The sequence below is a fragment of the Streptomyces sp. NPDC024555 genome (assembly GCF_055559335.1).
In genome coordinates, this window is the sequence record NZ_JBVHKV010000001.1 from 184,522 (window position 1) to 200,902 (window position 16,381).

At 72.2% G+C, this 16,381-nt stretch carries 14 protein-coding genes; 9 read left to right on the plus strand and 5 right to left on the minus strand.

Annotated elements, in window-relative coordinates:
- Positions 1-3: 3 nt before the first annotated feature.
- Positions 4-441, minus strand: a complete 438-nt coding sequence (locus tag ACZ4FH_RS00800) for an SseB family protein (RefSeq protein WP_383631095.1) — start codon at positions 439-441, stop codon at positions 4-6.
- 148 nt (positions 442-589) lie between these two features.
- On the opposite strand from ACZ4FH_RS00800, the gene ACZ4FH_RS00805 reads away from it, so the two are divergent.
- The 4 genes from ACZ4FH_RS00805 (at position 590) to ACZ4FH_RS00820 (ending at position 7,118) form a co-directional block, all read left to right on the plus strand.
- Positions 590-2,416 carry an acyl-CoA dehydrogenase gene (locus ACZ4FH_RS00805; protein ID WP_467301442.1) on the plus strand — a complete coding sequence of 609 codons (1,827 nt, stop codon included), beginning with the start codon at positions 590-592 and terminating at the stop codon, positions 2,414-2,416.
- A gap of 160 nt (positions 2,417-2,576) precedes the next feature.
- Positions 2,577-3,875, plus strand: coding sequence for a M18 family aminopeptidase (locus ACZ4FH_RS00810; RefSeq protein ID WP_467301443.1), 1,299 nt, complete (start codon positions 2,577-2,579; stop codon positions 3,873-3,875).
- Positions 3,876-3,979: 104 nt separating this feature from the next.
- Positions 3,980-4,198, plus strand: a complete 219-nt coding sequence (locus tag ACZ4FH_RS00815) for a DUF6458 family protein (protein WP_467301444.1) — start codon at positions 3,980-3,982, stop codon at positions 4,196-4,198.
- A gap of 112 nt (positions 4,199-4,310) precedes the next feature.
- Positions 4,311-7,118, plus strand: coding sequence for an AfsR/SARP family transcriptional regulator (locus ACZ4FH_RS00820; protein ID WP_467301445.1), 2,808 nt, complete (start codon positions 4,311-4,313; stop codon positions 7,116-7,118).
- Positions 7,119-7,290: 172 nt separating this feature from the next.
- Here the strand turns inward: ACZ4FH_RS00820 and ACZ4FH_RS00825 are convergent, their stop codons facing one another.
- Positions 7,291-9,102: an NHL domain-containing thioredoxin family protein gene (locus tag ACZ4FH_RS00825; protein WP_467301446.1), complete on the minus strand. Its 1,812-nt coding sequence runs from the start codon at positions 9,100-9,102 to the stop codon at positions 7,291-7,293.
- 64 nt (positions 9,103-9,166) lie between these two features.
- On the opposite strand from ACZ4FH_RS00825, the gene ACZ4FH_RS00830 reads away from it, so the two are divergent.
- A complete protein-coding gene (locus ACZ4FH_RS00830) occupies positions 9,167-9,658 on the plus strand; it encodes an LURP-one-related/scramblase family protein (RefSeq protein WP_383631113.1) in 492 nt (163 codons plus the stop codon).
- Between the two features lie 86 nt (positions 9,659-9,744).
- Here the strand turns inward: ACZ4FH_RS00830 and ACZ4FH_RS00835 are convergent, their stop codons facing one another.
- Positions 9,745-10,518 (minus strand): carbon-nitrogen family hydrolase, encoded by a 774-nt coding sequence (locus ACZ4FH_RS00835; RefSeq protein ID WP_467301447.1) that lies wholly within the window; start codon positions 10,516-10,518, stop codon positions 9,745-9,747.
- Positions 10,519-10,688: 170 nt separating this feature from the next.
- On the opposite strand from ACZ4FH_RS00835, the gene ACZ4FH_RS00840 reads away from it, so the two are divergent.
- Positions 10,689-11,513, plus strand: coding sequence for a maleylpyruvate isomerase family mycothiol-dependent enzyme (locus ACZ4FH_RS00840; protein WP_385103873.1), 825 nt, complete (start codon positions 10,689-10,691; stop codon positions 11,511-11,513).
- 57 nt (positions 11,514-11,570) lie between these two features.
- Here the strand turns inward: ACZ4FH_RS00840 and ACZ4FH_RS00845 are convergent, their stop codons facing one another.
- On the minus strand, positions 11,571-12,881 hold the full coding sequence (locus ACZ4FH_RS00845; RefSeq protein WP_467301448.1) for an MFS transporter: 1,311 nt from the start codon (positions 12,879-12,881) through the stop codon (positions 11,571-11,573).
- Positions 12,878-13,552, minus strand: coding sequence for a GntR family transcriptional regulator (locus ACZ4FH_RS00850; protein ID WP_467301449.1), 675 nt, complete (start codon positions 13,550-13,552; stop codon positions 12,878-12,880). The genes ACZ4FH_RS00845 and ACZ4FH_RS00850 overlap by 4 nt, the downstream gene beginning before the upstream one ends.
- Positions 13,553-13,803: 251 nt before the next feature.
- On the opposite strand from ACZ4FH_RS00850, the gene ACZ4FH_RS00855 reads away from it, so the two are divergent.
- From ACZ4FH_RS00855 to ACZ4FH_RS00865, 3 genes are all read left to right on the plus strand, one after another.
- The gene (locus ACZ4FH_RS00855) at positions 13,804-14,703 is read left to right on the plus strand and encodes a D-alanyl-D-alanine carboxypeptidase family protein (protein ID WP_383631128.1); all 900 of its coding nucleotides are present in this window, start codon (positions 13,804-13,806) and stop codon (positions 14,701-14,703) included.
- Positions 14,704-14,823: 120 nt separating this feature from the next.
- A complete protein-coding gene (locus ACZ4FH_RS00860) occupies positions 14,824-15,558 on the plus strand; it encodes an SMI1/KNR4 family protein (protein ID WP_467301450.1) in 735 nt (244 codons plus the stop codon).
- Positions 15,559-15,676: 118 nt separating this feature from the next.
- Positions 15,677-16,378: an alpha/beta fold hydrolase gene (locus ACZ4FH_RS00865; protein WP_467301451.1), complete on the plus strand. Its 702-nt coding sequence runs from the start codon at positions 15,677-15,679 to the stop codon at positions 16,376-16,378.
- The last annotated feature ends 3 nt before the right edge of the window (positions 16,379-16,381 follow it).

The window sequence follows — 16,381 nt, forward strand, 5'->3', positions numbered from 1 at the left end:
CGGTCAGCCGTACATCCGGCGCATCGCGAAGTCGACCATCTGCTCCACGGCCTTGGCGTCGAAGACCATGCGGTGCTCGCCCTCCATGTCCAGGACGAAGCCGTAGCCGGTGGGCAGCAGGTCGATCACCTCGGCCCCGGTGATCACGAAGTACTTGGACTCCTTGCCCGCGTACAGCCGCAGCTCCTTGAGCGTGGTGAACATCGGGATCACCGGCTGCTGCGTGTTGTGCAGCGCCAGGAACCCCGGATTGTCGCCCCGCGGGCAGTAGACCTTCGAGGTCGCGAAGATCTGCTGGAAGTCCTCGGCGGCCAGCGAACCGGTGGTGAAGGCCCGGACCGCGTCCCCCAGCGAAGGCGGCGAGGGCTCGGGGTACAGCGGCTGCTCGCCGTAGCCGCCCATCGGCTGCTGTGCGCCCTGGTTCTGGTCGTAGCCGTACATGGGACAAAGAGTAATCGGACACATCTGGCCCAAGAGGGGTTGCGTCTTATTACTGGCGGGTAGCATCATCGTAGAGGTCAGCTGATACGTCCGGGCCACCCCTGTACGGGGCGCTGCGCGCCACTGCTATTGATTACGGAGCCTTCCCATGGGGCACTACAAGTCGAATCTCCGCGACATCGAGTTCAACCTCTTCGAGGTCCTCGGGCGCGACAAGCTGTACGGCACCGGACCGTTCGCGGAGATGGACGTCGAGACGGCGAAGAGCATCCTCGAAGAGGTCACCCGCCTCGCGGAGAACGAGCTGGCGGAGTCCTACGCCGACGCCGACCGCAACCCCCCGGTCTTCGACCCGGAGACCCACACCGCGCCGGTCCCGGACACCTTCAAGAAGTCGTACCAGGCCTTCATGGACTCGGAGTACTGGCGCCTGGGCCTGCCCGAGGAGATCGGCGGCACGACCTCCCCGCGCTCCCTGATCTGGGGCTACGCGGAGCTGCTGCTCGGCGCCAACCCGGCCGTGTGGATGTACTCGTCGGGCCCGGCCTTCGCCGGCATCCTCTTCGAGGAGGGCAACGAGGCGCAGAAGAAGATCGCCGAGATCGCCGTCGAGAAGCAGTGGGGCTCGACGATGGTGCTGACCGAGCCGGACGCCGGCTCCGACGTCGGCGCCGGCCGCACCAAGGCCGTCGAGCAGGAGGACGGCTCCTGGCACATCGAGGGCGTGAAGCGCTTCATCACCTCGGGCGAGCACGACATGTCCGAGAACATCATCCACTACGTGCTGGCCCGCCCCGAGGGCGCCGGACCGGGCACCAAGGGCCTCTCCCTCTTCATGGTCCCGAAGTTCCACTTCGACTGGACCACCGGCGAGCTGGGCGAGCGCAACGGCGTCTACGCGACCAACGTCGAGCACAAGATGGGCCTCAAGGCGTCCAACACCTGCGAGATGACGTTCGGCGACCAGCACCCCGCCAAGGGCTGGCTGATCGGTGACAAGCACGACGGCATCCGCCAGATGTTCCGCATCATCGAGTTCGCCCGGATGATGGTCGGCACGAAGGCCATCGCCACCCTCTCCACCGGCTACCTCAACGCGCTGGAGTACGCCAAGGAGCGCGTCCAGGGCAGCGACCTGTCGCAGTTCATGGACAAGACGGCCCCCAAGGTCACCATCACCCACCACCCCGACGTGCGCCGCTCGCTCATGACGCAGAAGGCGTACGCCGAGGGCATGCGCTCCCTCGTCCTCTACACCGCCTCCGTCCAGGACGCGATCCAGGAGAAGGAGGCCGCGGGCGAGGACGCCAAGGCGCTGCACGGCCTCAACGACCTGCTGCTCCCCATCGTGAAGGGCTACGGCTCGGAGAAGTCGTACGAGCAGCTGGCCCAGTCGCTCCAGACCTTCGGCGGCTCCGGGTACCTCCAGGAGTACCCGATCGAGCAGTACATCCGTGACGCCAAGATCGACACGCTGTACGAGGGCACCACGGCCATCCAGGGCCAGGACTTCTTCTTCCGGAAGATCGTCCGCGACCAGGGCGCCTCGCTCAACACGCTCTCCGAGGAGATCAAGAAGTTCCTCTCGGGCCACCAGGGCCACGCCGAGCTGGGCGGTGCGCTGGACCAGCTCGCGAAGGCGGCCGTGGACCTGGAGGCGATCGTCGGCACGATGATCACCGACCTCACCGCCACCGGCGAGGACGTCAAGAACATCTACAAGGTCGGCCTCAACTCGACCCGTCTGCTGCTGGCCTCCGGCGATGTCGTCGTCGGCTACCTGCTGCTCAAGGGCGCGGCCGTGGCCGCCGAGAAGCTGCCGTCCGCCGCCGCGAAGGACGTCCCCTTCTACCAGGGCAAGATCGCCGCCGCGAAGTTCTTCGCCGCCAACGTCCTGCCGGGCGTGAGCACCGAGCGCGCCCTCGCGGAGTCCGTCGACAACTCCCTGATGGAGCTGGACGAGGCCGCGTTCTAGGCACCGCCGCCGTCACCACGCACCGTCACCCGGAGATGCGTCCGGGTGACGGTGCCGTGCGTGGTGCCACGGGCGGTCCGGCGGGGACCGGCCCACGTCAGGGGCCACGGGCACCCGGTCGCCGGATACCGGACACCGGAGCCTCGTTACAGTGAAGAACATGAGCACTTCCCCCCGCTTCGACCGCACGCACACCGATGACCTGATGGCCTTCCTGATGGCCTCGCCGTCCCCGTACCACGCCGTGGCGACCGCCGCCGCGCGGCTGGAGAAGGCCGGATTCCGCCAGGTCGAGGAGACGGCCGCCTGGGACGGCACGACGGGTGGGAAGTACGTCCTGCGCGGTGGCGCGATCGTGGCCTGGTACGTGCCGGAGGGCGCCGGGGCCCACACCCCGTTCCGGATCGTCGGCGCGCACACGGACTCGCCGAACCTGCGCGTGAAGCCGCTGCCCGACACCGGCGCGTACGGCTGGCGGCAGGTCGCCGTGGAGATCTACGGGGGCACGCTGCTCAACACCTGGCTGGACCGCGACCTCGGGCTCGCCGGGCGCATCTCGCTGCGCGACGGCACGCACCGGCTGGTGAACATCGCCCGGCCGCTGCTGCGCGTCCCGCAGCTCGCCGTGCACCTGGACCGCTCGGTCAACCCCGACGGGCTCAAGCTCGACCGCCAGAAGCACATGCAGCCCATCTGGGGCCTCGGTGACGTGGCCGAGGGCGACCTCATCCGCTTCGTCGCCGACGAGGCGGGCGTCGACGCCGAGGACATCACCGGCTGGGACCTGATGCCGCACCCCGTCGAGGCCCCCTCCTACCTGGGCCGCGACCGCGAGCTGGTCGCAGGTCCCCGGATGGACAACCTCCTGTCGGTGCACGCCGCCACCGCCGCGCTCGCCGCCGTCGCCGGTCTGCCCGACGCCGAGCTGCCGTACATCCCGGTGCTGGCCGCCTTCGACCACGAGGAGAACGGCTCGCAGTCCGACACCGGCGCCGACGGCCCGCTGCTCGGCACGGTCCTGGAGCGCTCCGTGTTCGCCCGGGGCGGCAGCTACGAGGACCGGGCGCGCGCCTTCGCCGGAACCGTCTGCCTCTCCTCGGACACCGGCCACGCCATCCACCCCAACTACGGGGAGCGCCACGACCCGACGCACCACCCGGTCGTCAACGGCGGACCGATCCTGAAGGTCAACGTCAACATGCGGTACGCCACCGACGGCAGCGGCCGGGCCGTGTTCGCCGAGGCGTGCGAGCGGGCGGACGTGCCGTGGCAGACGTTCGTCTCCAACAACTCGATGCCGTGCGGCACGACGATCGGCCCGATCACCGCCGCCCGCCACGGCATCCAGACGATCGACATCGGTGTGGCCATCCTGTCCATGCACAGCGCCCGTGAGCTGTGCGGCGCCGAGGACCCGGTCCACCTGGCGAACGCGCTGACCGCCTTCCTGGAGGGCTGACCGCCCGTCCCACGGCCCGGCCGCCCGCCGCATGGCATCGGCCGGGCCGGGTACCCGCCGCATACACGGTCCGGAGCCTCCGGGCCGTCGAGGAGGCGGAATCAATGGGACTCGGAGGATGCATCATTCTCATCGGCGTGGGGGCGATCCTGGCCTTCGCGACGGACTGGGAACTGGACAGCGTCGACGTCGGACTGGTCGGCTGGATCCTGATGATCGTCGGGGTCGTCGGGGTGTTCGTCTACGCGTCGGTGATGCGGCGCAGGCGCATGGTCGTACCGCCCTCCACCACCGTGGTGTCCGAGGACGACCGCCGGCTGTGATCCGGCCCCGGAGCGGCCGACCCGTGTGCTCCGATGTCCGGTGATCCCCGATATTCTGGGCACTTGTCCGTGACCCGGAACCGGGCGCGCAAGGCCTGTCAGGGAGCCGCCCGTGGAGTTCCGGTTGCTCGGCCCGGTCTGCGTCGACACGCTGACCGGGCCGCTGCCGCTCGGCCCCGCCAAACGCCGGAGCCTGCTGGCCGCGCTGCTGCTCGGCGCCAACACCCCGGTCTCCATGGCCCGGCTGACGGACTGCCTGTGGGACGACGCGCCCCCGCTGCACGCCCGCACCGTCATCCAGGGCCATGTCTCGCGGCTGCGCGCCCTGCTGGTCGGCGCGGACGCCGAGGCGTACGGGGTGGAGCTGGCCACGCTGGGCGACGCCTACGTGCTGCGGGTGCCGGAGACGCTCCTGGACTCGCACCGCTTCGAGGAACTGCTGATGCTGGCCCGGGAGCAGCGCACCCCGGCCGACACGGTCCTCATGCTGAAGGAGGCCCTGTCCCTGTGGCAGGGGCCCGCGCTCACCGGTACGTATCCGAGCGCCCCGCTCCAGGCCGCGGTGCAGGCGCTGGAGGAGTCCCGGCTGGCGACCGTGGAGCAGCTGGCCCGCGCCTACGGCGAGCAGGGCGAGCACCACCGGGCGGCGGCCGTGCTGCGGGCGGAGTCCGTCGCCCATCCGATGCGGGAATCGCTCGCCGCGGCCCTGATGACGGCGCTGTACCGCTCGGGCCGCCAGTCGGAGGCCCTGGACTGGTTCCACCGCACCCGCCGGCTGCTCGCGGACGAGCTGGGCATCGATCCGGGGCGCGAGCTGGCCGACGCGTACGCGCAGATCCTGCGCGGTGAACCGGAGCCGCCGGCCGCCGCGGATCCGGCGGAGGCGTCAGCTCCGGCGGAGCGGCTCCCGGCACCCGCCGCGGTGCCCGGGGCGCGGGACCGGCGCGGCCCGGTCCCGCCCCGCCCCGACACCGGGCCCGTCCTCCCCGCACCGGTCCCGGCGCACCCCGCCGATCTGCTGCCCCGGGCCCCCCGGGGCTTCCACGGGCGCGCCGCCGAACTGACCGCGCTGTCCCGGGCCGCCGCGGGCGAGGCGCCCGTCTGTCTGGTCACCGGGCCGGCCGGGGTGGGCAAGACCGCGCTGGCGCTGCACTGGGCGCGCCGCTCCCCCGCCGCCTTCCCCGACGGGCGGCTCTTCGCGGATCTGCGCGGGTTCGGCGACACGGGCGAGCCGACGCCGCTGGAGGTGCTGCGGGAGTTCCTGCTGGCGCTCGGGGTCGCGCCGCGCCGGGTCCCGGAGTCCGTGGCCGGTGCGGCGGCGCTCTTCCGCTCCCTGACCGACCGGCTCAGCCTGCTCGTCGTGCTGGACAACGTCCGGGACTCCGCCCAGGTCAGGCAGTTGCTGCCGGGAGGTGCCGACTGCGTCACGCTGATCACCAGCCGGCACCGGCTGGAGGGGCTGATCGCCTCCGAGGCCGCCGTCCCCGTCCCGCTGGACGTGCTCGAACCCCTGGACGGCACCGCGCTCCTGGCCGGGGTGCTGGGCGAGGAGCGGGTGCGCGCGGAGCCGGTGGCGGCCCGGCGGCTCGCCGAGCTGTGCGGCGGGCTGCCGCTCGCCCTGCGGGTCACGGCGGCCCGGCTGGCCGGGCGCCCGCAGTGGACGCTGGCCGGGATGGCGGACGAGCTGGCCGACGAGCGGAGCCGGCTGAGCTATCTCGACGTGGAGGACACCGGGGTCTCCGCCGCGCTGCGGCTGACCGTGCAGCATCTGCCGCCGGACGCCGTGCACCAGCTGGCCCGGCTGGGCCACCACCCGGGCAGCCACTTCGACCCGTACACGGCCGCCGCGCTGGCCGGCACCGATCCGGTGGCCGCCGCCGCCGCGCTGGAGCGGCTCGCCACCGCCCATCTGGTCAGCGAGGCGGGGCCGGGGCGCTGGATACTGCACGATCTGGTGCGGCTGTACGCGCGTGAGCTGGATCCGGCGGCCGGGCCCGGGGCGCTGCTGGGTGTGCTCGACCACTACATCGCCACCGCGCTCGCCGCGGCGGACACCGCCGAACCGGGCGGCGAGCCGTGCTTCGTGCTGCCCGGGGACTTCCGGCGGCCCGCCGCCGTACGGGACTTCACCGACCGGACCGCGGCGATGGACTGGCTGGCGGCCGAGCGCGAGGACCTGTCGCTGGCGGCGGCGGCCGCCCGGGGCGCCGGGCTCGACGACCGGGCCTGGCGGATCATCCTGCTCCAGTGGCCGCACGTCGTGTGGCGGGTGCGGGACGGCTGGGCGCCGATGCTGGAGCTGGCCCTGTCGGCGGCGGAGGCGATCGGGGATCCGTACGCGGAGTCCCGGGTGCGCAATCTGCTGGGCTGGGTTCTGACGGAGGAGGGCCGGACGGCGGAGGCGGTGGCGCTGCTGGAGCCGTCGCCGGGGCTGGCCCGGCAGGTCGGTGACCGGCTCGGCGAGGCGACGGCGCTGATCAACCTGGCGCTCGTCCAGGCCGAGCAGGGCGGGCTCGATCTGGCGCTGGAGGGGTGCGGACGGGCGCTGGAGCTGGCCCGGAAGGAGTCCGACGCCCACACCGAGATGCTGGCCCTCCAGCACCTCGCCCGGATGCAGCTCGCGGCGGGACAGCCGCAGGACGCCCTGGACTCGGCCCGTGCCGCCTTCGATCTGGGTCCCGAGCCCGAGGAGACGGCCCGCCGGGTGCTGCTGACGACGGTCAGCGGTGAGGCGCGGCTCGCCCTGGGCGAGGAGACCGAGGGGGCGCGGCTGCTGGACCTGGCGGCCTCGGAGGCCGAGCGGTCCGGGTACGACGAGGGCGCGGTGCGGGCGCTGGAGGCGCTGTTGCGGGTGACCGCGGCGCCGGAGCACGTACGGCGTTACGAGCAGGCGGTCAGGCGGCTCTCCGCCGACGGATGAGCCGGGGCCGGCCGCGCGGCGGGGGCAGGGCCGGCCTCCCGGGCCGGCCGCGTGCGCGTGGCGGGGACCCGGCCGCGCGGCGGTCCGGGCGGCCGGGGTACGGGTGCGCGGGCCCGTCTGCCCGGCCCGTGGCCCCGGCCCGTGGCCCCGGCCCGTCGCGGGCCCTGCGGTCTCAGCCCTCCTCGTCCATTCCGGCCAGGACCAGCGGCAGCCGTGCGGTGCCCGAGGCGGTCACCGTGACGGGGACGCCCCAGTCCTGCTGGTGGACATGGCAGGCGGGGTACTCGTTGTCGGGGTCGTCGTCGCAGGAGGCGGCCATCGCCGAGACGTGCAGGACGCCCTCGGTGACGCCGTCGGCGAGGACCAGTTCGCGGAAGAGATCGGTGCCCGCGCCCTCGCCCGAGGCCAGCAGCTCCGGCGGGGTGGAGGAGACCAGCAGCCGGGTCGAGGGCCCGTAGCGGGTGTCGAGCTTCTGTCCGGCGGGCGCCTGGAAAACGACGTCGAGCCGGAGGGTGCCGGGGGCGATCTCGGTGGCGGCGCGCTGGGTGCGGTGGGCCCGGTCCGCGACCCGTACCGCCTCCTCGGGCAGCCGCAGCCGGGTCAGCCGGTGGCGGGCGGACTCGACGACGACGAGATCGCCGTCGACGAGCACGGCGTCGCTCGGTTCGCGCAGGTCCGTGGCGAGCGTGGTGACCTCGCCGCTCGCGGGGTCGTAGCGGCGCAGGGCGTGGTTGTACGTGTCGCAGATCGCGACGGATCCGTCGGGCAGCGCGGTGACGCCCAGCGGGTGCTGGAGCAGCGCCTGGCCCGCGGCCCCGTCGCGGTGGCCGAAGTCGAAGAGCCCGGTGCCGACGGCGGTGTGCACGGCTCCGTCGCGGTCGACCCAGCGCACGGCGGAGGTCTCCGAGTCGGCGACCCAGAGCCGGTCCGGGGTCGCGGCGAGCCCGGAGGGCTGGGCGAACCAGGCCTCGGCGCCCGGCCCGTCGACCAGCCCTTCGTTGGTGGTGCCGGCCGCGACCCGTACGGTGCCGTCCTCGGGGTCGTACGTCCACAGCTGGTGGACACCGGCCATGGCGATCCAGAGCCTGCCGTCGAACCAGGCGACGTCCCACGGCGAGGAGAGGTCCGTCTCCGGGCCGGGGCCGCTGGTGGGCGCGCCCTGCCACCACTGGCGGCCGGTGCCGGCGAGGGTCGTCGTCTCCCCGGTCGCGAGGTCGAGGGCGCGGATCGCGTGGTTCACGGTGTCGGCGACGGCGATCCGCCCGTCGGGCAGGACGGCCAGCCCCTGGGGCTCGCTGAACCGGACCTTCTCGGGCCCGCCGTCCGCGAGGCCGCGCTCGCCCGAGCCGAAGTGCCGGCGGACCGTCTCGCCGTCCGCGTCCAGCTCGACCAGCCGGTGGCGCGTGGTGTCGGAGACCAGGAAGCCGCCGTCGGGCAGGAGCAGCGCCTTGCCGGGGAAGCGCAGATGCGTGGCGACCGGCTCGGGCGCCACATAGGGCCCGTCACCGCGCCGCAGGGTGCCCTTGGCGGCGTGCTCGGTCTCCAGCTCCTCGACCAGCTTCTCGATGGCGTGGGCGTGGCCCTCACCGGCGTGCTGGGCGACGACATAGCCCTCGGGGTCGATCACGACGAGGGTGGGCCAGGCGCGTACCGCGTACTGCTTCCAGGTGGTCAGCTCGGGATCGTCCAGCACCGGGTGGTGCACCTCGTACCGCTCGACGGCGTCGACGACCGCCTGGTGCTCCGCCTCGTGGACGAACTTCGGGGAGTGCACGCCCACGATCACGACGGTGTCGCGGTGCTTCTCCTCCAGCGCCCGCAGTTCGTCGAGCACATGCAGACAGTTCACACAGCAGAAGGTCCAGAAGTCGAGGATGACAATGCGTCCTCGCAGGTCGGAGAGGGTGTACTGCTGATCGCCTGTATTGAGCCAGCCGCCCTTGCCGATGAGTTCGGGGGCCCGGACGCGTGCACGTGTTGCCATGGGAACAGTCAACAGCACCGTGGCGTTCCCGCATTCCCCCAGGGGCTCGGGGAACCTGTGAGCCATGAGACTTCTCGTGCGTGAGCGACTGTTCGGCATCGGTGACGACTACTGGATCGAGGACGAGAACGGCCGCAAGGTCTTCCTCGTCGACGGCAAGGCCATGCGGGTGCGCGACACCTTCGAGCTGAAGGACTCCCAGGGCCGCATCGTCGCGGAGATCCGGCAGAAGCTGCTCAGCCTCCGCGACACCATGCTGATCGAGCGCGACGGCGAACAACTGGCCAAGGTCAAGCGCAAGCGCCTCTCCCTGCTCCGCAACCACTACCGCGTGACCCTCGTCGACGGCACCGAGCTCGACGTCAGCGGCAAGATCCTCGACCGCGAGTTCGCCGTCGACTACGACGGCGAACTCCTCGCCCAGATCTCCCGCCGCTGGCTCACCGTCCGCGACACCTACGGCATCGACATCGTCCGCGACGACGCCGACGCCTCCCTCCTCATCGCGGTGGCGGTCTGCGTGATCGTCCTCGCGGAGAAGGAGCACGAGGACTGAGCGGGTCCGTACCGTCCGAAGGGCCCCTGTTTCACGTGAAACAGGGGCCCTTCGGCAGACCGGGCGGAGCGGGACGGTGCGGCCGGCTACAGCCGCCGGTCCTTGAGCGCCGGGAACTGTTCGCGCGTGGAACCGACCTTCGCCGGGTCGATGTCCACGGTCAGGATCTCCTCGCCGGAACCCGCCTCGGCCAGGATCTCGCCCCAGGGGTCGACCACGATGCTGTGGCCGGCCTGCTCGATTCCGGCGTGGGTGCCCGCGGAGCCGACGGCGAGGACGTACGCCTGGTTCTCGACGGCGCGGGCCCGGGCGAGCAGGGTCCAGTGGGCGCGGCGGCGTTCGGGCCAGCCGGCGGCGACGACGAGGGTTTCGGCGCCGGCGTCGACGAGGCCGCGGAAGAGTTCGGGGAAGCGGAGGTCGTAGCAGGTGGCGAGGCCCAGCGTGGTGTCCGGGAGGGGGACGGTCACCAGCGTCTCGCCGGCGCCCATCATGACGGCCTCGCCCTTGTCGAAGCCGAAGCGGTGGATCTTGCGGTAGGAGGCGGCCCGCTCACCCTCGGGGGTGAAGACGAGCGTGGTGTTGTAGAGCGTGCCGTCCGAGTCGCGTTCGACGAAGGAGCCGGCGTGCAGCCAGACGCCCGCCTCGGCGGCCGCCTCGGCCATCAGGGTGTGGGTGGGGCCCACCAGCGGCTCGGCCTCGGCCTCGAAGGCGGTGTAGGCGAAGGCACCGACCGGCCACAGCTCGGGCAGGACCACCAGATCCGCGCCCCGCTGCGCGACGACGAGCGAGGCCGCGCGGTCCCTGCGGGAACTGACGGATTCGTCCGGGTCTACTGCGATCTGGATGAGGGAGGCGCGCACACTACCACCGTCCTGACATTCGAGCCGTCAACACCGGCCTACGATCGTCACACGAAAGCACTGCCGGGGTGCCTGATCGCAGCGTAACTTAGCGACCGAACCTCATCGCAGCTCGCAGCCCGCACCCAGCACGCCAGCCCATGCACCGCAGAACCGCCACGAGGGGTCCCGTGACCGTCCATCCCAGCCTCCAGACCTACGCCGACGCCTGGACCCACTCCATCGAGTCGATAGCCGAGCTGGTGAGCCCGCTCACCGAGGGGGAGTGGAACGGCCGCACGCCCTGCCCCAACTGGTCGGTGCGCGACATCGTGTCGCACATCATCGGCATGGAGTGCGAACAGCTCGGTGATCCGCGTCCGATCCACACCCTGCCGCGCGATCTCTACCACGTGCAGAGCGACTTCGCCCGCTACATGGAGATGCAGGTCGACGTCCGCCGTCACCACACCGGCCCGGAGATGACCTCCGAGCTGGAGTACACGATCATCCGGCGCTCCCGTCAGCTGCGCAACGAGACGCGTGCCCCGGAGACCATGACGCGGGCGCCGCTCGGGGCCGAGCAGACGCTCGAAGTGGCGCTGCGGATGCGGGCCTTCGACGTCTGGGTGCACGAGCAGGATCTGCGGACCGCGCTGGGCCGGCCCGGCAATCTGGACTCCCCCGGTGCGGCGGTCGCCCGGGACATCCTGCTGCTGGGGCTGCCGAAGGTGGTGGCCAAGGACGCGGGCGCCCCGGCCAATTCGGCGGTCGTGCTGGATGTGCACGGTCCGGTGGAGTTCCTGCGCACCGTCAGGGTGGACGCCGAGGGCCGCGGTTCGGTGGACGGCGCACCGTCGCTGGGCCCCGCGGTGACGCTGGCGATGGACTGGGAGACGTACGTACGGCTGGCCTGCGGGCGGGTGCGGCCGGGCGCGGTCGCGGACCGGGTCAAGGCCGAGGGCGACCAGGAGCTGGCCGACGCCATCCTGCGGAACTTCGCCGTCACCCCGTAGGACCGCGTCCGGCGCCGCCCGTCCCCGCCGGGGGACGGGCGGGCACCGCCGCGGCGGTCAGGCCGGTACGTGCACGGCTTCCACGCGGCTGATCACATGGTGCTCGCGCTCCCGGTGGGCGGCCTTGAGCCGCAGCCGCAGGATCTGCGCGACGCCGAGCGCCTCCAGGACGAAGACCGAGGAGAACGCGACGCGGTAGTCGTCGCCGGTCGCGTCGAGCAGCACGCCGACGGCGAAGAGCGTGGTCATCGAGGCGATGAAGCCGCCCATGTTGACGATGCCCGAGGCCGTGCCCTGCCGCTCCGGCGGATTGGCCGGGCGGGCGAAGTCGAAGCCGATCATCGAGGCGGGTCCGCAGGCACCCAGCACGACGCACAGGGTGATCAGCAGCCACATCGGGGCGTGGTCCCCGGGGTGCAGGATCGTCGCCGCCCACAGGAGCGCGGTCGTGCCGACCGTCCCCAGGGCCAGCGGCAGCCGCGCCGCGTGGTGCCGGGCGATGATCTGGCCGTAGACCAGGCCGATCGCCATGTTGGAGAGCACCACCAGCGTCAGCAGCTCCCCCGCGGTCCCCCTGCTGTGTCCCTGGTCCTCCACCAGGAACGGCAGCCCCCACAGCAGCAGGAACACCATGGCCGGGAACTGCGTGGTGAAGTGCACCCACATCCCGAGCCGCGTGCCGGGCTCCCGCCAGGAGGCGGCGATCTGCCGGCGGACGTACGCGACACCGGCGTGCTCGACGGGCGGCGGCTCGAAGCCCTCGGGGTGGTCCTTCAGGAAGAGCAGGACGAGCACCAGCACCACGACGCCGGCCAGGGCGCTGCCGACGAAGGTCTGCGTCCAGCCGAAGCCGTGCAGGGCGCGGGCGATCACCAGCGTCGAGACGAGGTTGCCCGCCATGCCGAACAGGGCCGCGACCTGCCCGATCAGCGGTCCGCGCCGGGCCGGGAACCAGCGCGCCCCCAGCCGCAGCACGCTGATGAACGTCATCGCGTCGCCGCAGCCCAACAGGGCGCGGGAGGCGAGCGCGGTGCCGTACGACGGGGAGAGCGCGAAGCCGAGCTGGCCGAGGGTGAACAGCACGGCCCCGAGGAGCAGCACCTTCTTGGTGCCCAGCCGGTCGACCATCAGGCCGACGGGTATCTGCATGCCCGCGTAGACGAGCAGTTGGAGGATGGAGAAGGTGGACAGCGCCGAGGCGTTGACGTGGAAGCGGTCGGCCGCGTCGAGTCCGGCGACACCGAGGCTGGTGCGGAAGATGATCGCGACGAAGTAGACGGCGACGCCGATGCCCCAGACCCAGGCGGCACGCCGGCCGCCGGGCGGATCACCGGGCAGGGACAGGGTGGGGGCGGCGGCGGAACTCACCGGTCCTCACCCCGGACCAGCACCTTGACCCGGCCGACGTGGCGGCGGACGACCTGGGCGGCGCCCTCCGCGTCGCCGGACCTGATCGCCTCCAGCAGCTCGCCGTGCTCGGCGATGTTGGCGGCGATCCTGCCGGGGTGGGCCTCCATGACGGCGACGCCCATCCGCAGCTGGCGGTCGCGCAGCTGGTCGTAGAGGCGGGAGAGGATCTCGTTGCCCGCGTGCCGGACGATCTCGGCGTGGAAGCAGCGGTCCTTCACGGACACGGCGGCCAGGTCACCGGCCTCCGACAGCTGCCGCTGCTCCTCCAGCAGCTGTTCCAGCCGGGCGATCAACGTGGCGGGGGCGGGCACCGCCCGGCGTACGGCGAACTCCTCGACCAGCAGCCGGGTCTCCACGACGTCCGCGATCTCCTGGGCGGAGACGGCGAGCACCAGGGCGCCCTTCTTCGGGTAGAGCTTGATCAGCCCCTCGACCTCCAGCCGCAGCAGCGCCTCGCGCACGGGCGTCCGGGACACCCCCACGGCCTCGGCGAGATGGCCTTCGGTCAGCAGCGTCCCGCCCTCGTAGCGGCGGTCCAGGACGGCGTCCTTGATGTGGGTGTAGACGCGCTCGGCGGCGGGGGGCCGCTTCACCGGCGGCAGGGCGGGGGACGGGGCTGGGGCAGGCATGCACACAGCATAGATACAACATGCACGCAAGACGGAACCGTTCCAGGATGCGGACGCCTCGCGGACGCCGGCGGACACCGACGCCCGGAAACACCACCCCCCGGACGTCGGCGACGACGCCCGGACACGCCACCCCGGATGTCATGAGAAATCACCCCTCATGCACCGCAACCATTCATGCCCCCCATAAGTCTCATCAGCGCGCGGCACCCTCATGTGGCCGCATTCCAGGGGCGTTTGGAGCGTTCAACTTGAAAATCGGCATTAAGGGCATAAGGCGCGTTTCCGCCACCGCCACGGTGGCGCTCACCGCGGGGGCCGTCGTCGCGAGCGGCGCCTTCGCCTCCACGGCACAGGCCGCCACGCCGCCGACTCCCTCGATCGTCGCCAAGGGCGGCTTCGTGATGAACAACGGCACGGGGAAGACCCTCTTCACCAAGGCCGCGGACACCCGCCGCTCCACCGGCTCCACCACGAAGATCATGACCGCCCGGGTGGTCCTGGCCCAGAAGGGCCTGAACCTGGACTCCAAGGTCACGATCCAGAAGGCGTACAGCGACTACATCGTCGCCAAGGGCGCCTCCTCGGCCCGCCTCATCGTCGGCGACAAGGTCACCGTCCGCCAGCTGCTGTACGGCCTGATGCTGCCGTCCGGCTGCGACGCCGCGTACGCGCTGGCCGACAAGTTCGGCTCCGGCACCACGCGCGCGGCCCGGGTGAAGTCGTTCCTCGGCAAGATGAACAGCACGGCCAAGTCGCTCGGCATGAAGAACACGCACTTCGACTCGTTCGACGGCATAGGGAACGGGTCCAACTACTCGACCCCGCGCGATCTGACGAAGCTTGCCAGCAGCGCGATGAAGTACTCCACGTTCCGCACGATCGTGAAGACGAAGTCGACGAAGCAGAAGGTCACCACGAAGAGCGGCGGCTACCGCTACATGGCGTGGACCAACACCAACAAGCTGCTGGGCACCTACAGCGGCACGATCGGGCTGAAGACCGGTTCCGGTCCGACGGCCAAGTACTGCCTGGTCTTCGCGGCCACCCGCAACGGCAAGACGGTCATCGGCACCGTCCTGGCCTCCACCTCGGAGGCGGCCCGCACCTCGGACGCGAAGAAGCTCATGGACTACGGCTTCAAGAAGTAGCCCGCTCGGGCACGGCACGGCGCACAGCGCAGGAGGGGTCCCGCCGGGTGGCGGGGCCCCTCCCGTCGTACGGGGGGAAGCCCCCTCCGGCCCCGCAGCGGCAGACCTTAGGGTGTGCGGATGCCCGAGACCTTCGACCTCCGCGCCGAGCTTCCCGCCGCCCTCGCCGGACCCCCGGCGGCCTGGCGGTTCATCGAACGCCTCGCCGCCCGTCTCGGGGCACCGGCCGGACCGGACGACGGCGTCCCGGAATCCGAACTCGCCGCCGCCGAAAGGCGGCTCGCGCTGCGGCTGCCGGAGGCGATGCGGGAGTGGTACGCCAGGTTCGGACGCCGCCACGACCTCCTGCACGGGGCGCGGACGCTCCTGCCCCCGGAGGAGCTGGAGGCGGACGACGAGGCCCTGACCTGGCAGGTGGAGAGCTTCTGGCTGTACCAGCTCGCCGTGCCGCTCGACCGGTTCGGGGAGACCGATCCGCCCGTGGTGATCGACGGGTCCTCACCGGCGTACGAGCACTGGGAACCGTTCGCGGACCGCTTCTCCGCCGCGTGCGTCGAGGCGGTGCTGTCGGAGAACACGCTGTGCGGCGACGGGGGCGGGTGGACCCGTGAGGGGCTGCCCGGCGACCCCGCGCGTCTGGAGCGGTCCCTCGCCGCCGTACCGCCCCTGCTGACCGTGGGCGGCACGGAGAGGGCGGGCCGCTGGTACGCGGGCCCCGACGTCCTGGTGCACCACGACCGCACGGACGACGCGGTGGAGGCGGGACGCCTGTACGTCCGCGCCCTGACGCGGACGGCCCTGGACGAGACCCTGGCCGCGCTTCCGGGACCGTGGACGGAGACGGCGGCCGGCTGAACGGAGACGGCGACCGGCTGAACGGCCGCCGGGCGAGGGGTTCGCGAGGCGGCCCGAGGGGATTTCGCCGTCGGCCGATCCGGTCGCGCACGGTACGGCACGGCGGCACGATGCCCGCATGCGCCCCGTCCTCGTCCTCGTCCACAGCCCCTCCGTGGGGCCCTCCACCTGGCACCCCGTGGCCGAACGCCTGACCGCCGCGGGCCACCCCGTGCGCGTACCGGACCTGCTGGCGGTGGGGGCGGGCGGACCACCGTTCTGGCCCCGCGCGGCCGCCGCCGTCCGGGACGGGCTGGACGGCATCCCGGCGGACCACCCCGTCGTCCTGGTCGCGCACAGCAACGCGGGGCTGTTCGTCCCGGCCGTCCGGGCGGGGCTGGACCATCCGGTGACCGCCTCGGTCTTCGTCGACGCCGCGCTGCCGGCCCGTACCGGACCGACCCCCGTGGCGCCGCCCGAACTCCTGGACTTCCTCCGCCCCCTGGCCGTGGACGGCACGCTGCCGCGCTGGACGGACTGGTGGGACGAGGCGGACGTGGCCCCGATGTTCCCGGGCCCGGACCCGGCCCTGCGCCGGCGGATCACCGAGGAGCAGCCCCGGCTGCCGCTCTCCTACTACGAGCAGCACGTCCCGGTCCCCGAGGGCTGGGACGACCACCCCTGCGCCTATCTGCTGTTCGGGCCGCCGTACGAGGACGCGGCCGAGGACGCGCGCGAACGGGGCTGGCGGACCGCGCTCCTGCCCGGCGAGCACCTGCACCAGACCGTCGACCCCGAGGGCACCGCCCGGCATCTCCTGGAACTCTCCGGCGGCGCGTGAGGA

What these genes read in the sequence shown, in the direction of transcription:
- ACZ4FH_RS00825 (WP_467301446.1), bottom strand. Translation starts at nt 9,102, where the DNA reads ATGGCAACACGTGCACGCGTCCGGGCCCCCGAACTCATCGGCAAGGGC.
- ACZ4FH_RS00830 (WP_383631113.1), top strand. Translation starts at nt 9,167, where the DNA reads ATGAGACTTCTCGTGCGTGAGCGACTGTTCGGCATCGGTGACGACTAC.
- ACZ4FH_RS00800 (WP_383631095.1), bottom strand. Translation starts at nt 441, where the DNA reads ATGTACGGCTACGACCAGAACCAGGGCGCACAGCAGCCGATGGGCGGC.
- ACZ4FH_RS00810 (WP_467301443.1), top strand. Translation starts at nt 2,577, where the DNA reads ATGAGCACTTCCCCCCGCTTCGACCGCACGCACACCGATGACCTGATG.
- ACZ4FH_RS00815 (WP_467301444.1), top strand. Translation starts at nt 3,980, where the DNA reads ATGGGACTCGGAGGATGCATCATTCTCATCGGCGTGGGGGCGATCCTG.
- ACZ4FH_RS00860 (WP_467301450.1), top strand. Translation starts at nt 14,824, where the DNA reads ATGCCCGAGACCTTCGACCTCCGCGCCGAGCTTCCCGCCGCCCTCGCC.
- ACZ4FH_RS00850 (WP_467301449.1), bottom strand. Translation starts at nt 13,552, where the DNA reads ATGCCTGCCCCAGCCCCGTCCCCCGCCCTGCCGCCGGTGAAGCGGCCC.
- ACZ4FH_RS00865 (WP_467301451.1), top strand. Translation starts at nt 15,677, where the DNA reads ATGCGCCCCGTCCTCGTCCTCGTCCACAGCCCCTCCGTGGGGCCCTCC.
- ACZ4FH_RS00805 (WP_467301442.1), top strand. Translation starts at nt 590, where the DNA reads ATGGGGCACTACAAGTCGAATCTCCGCGACATCGAGTTCAACCTCTTC.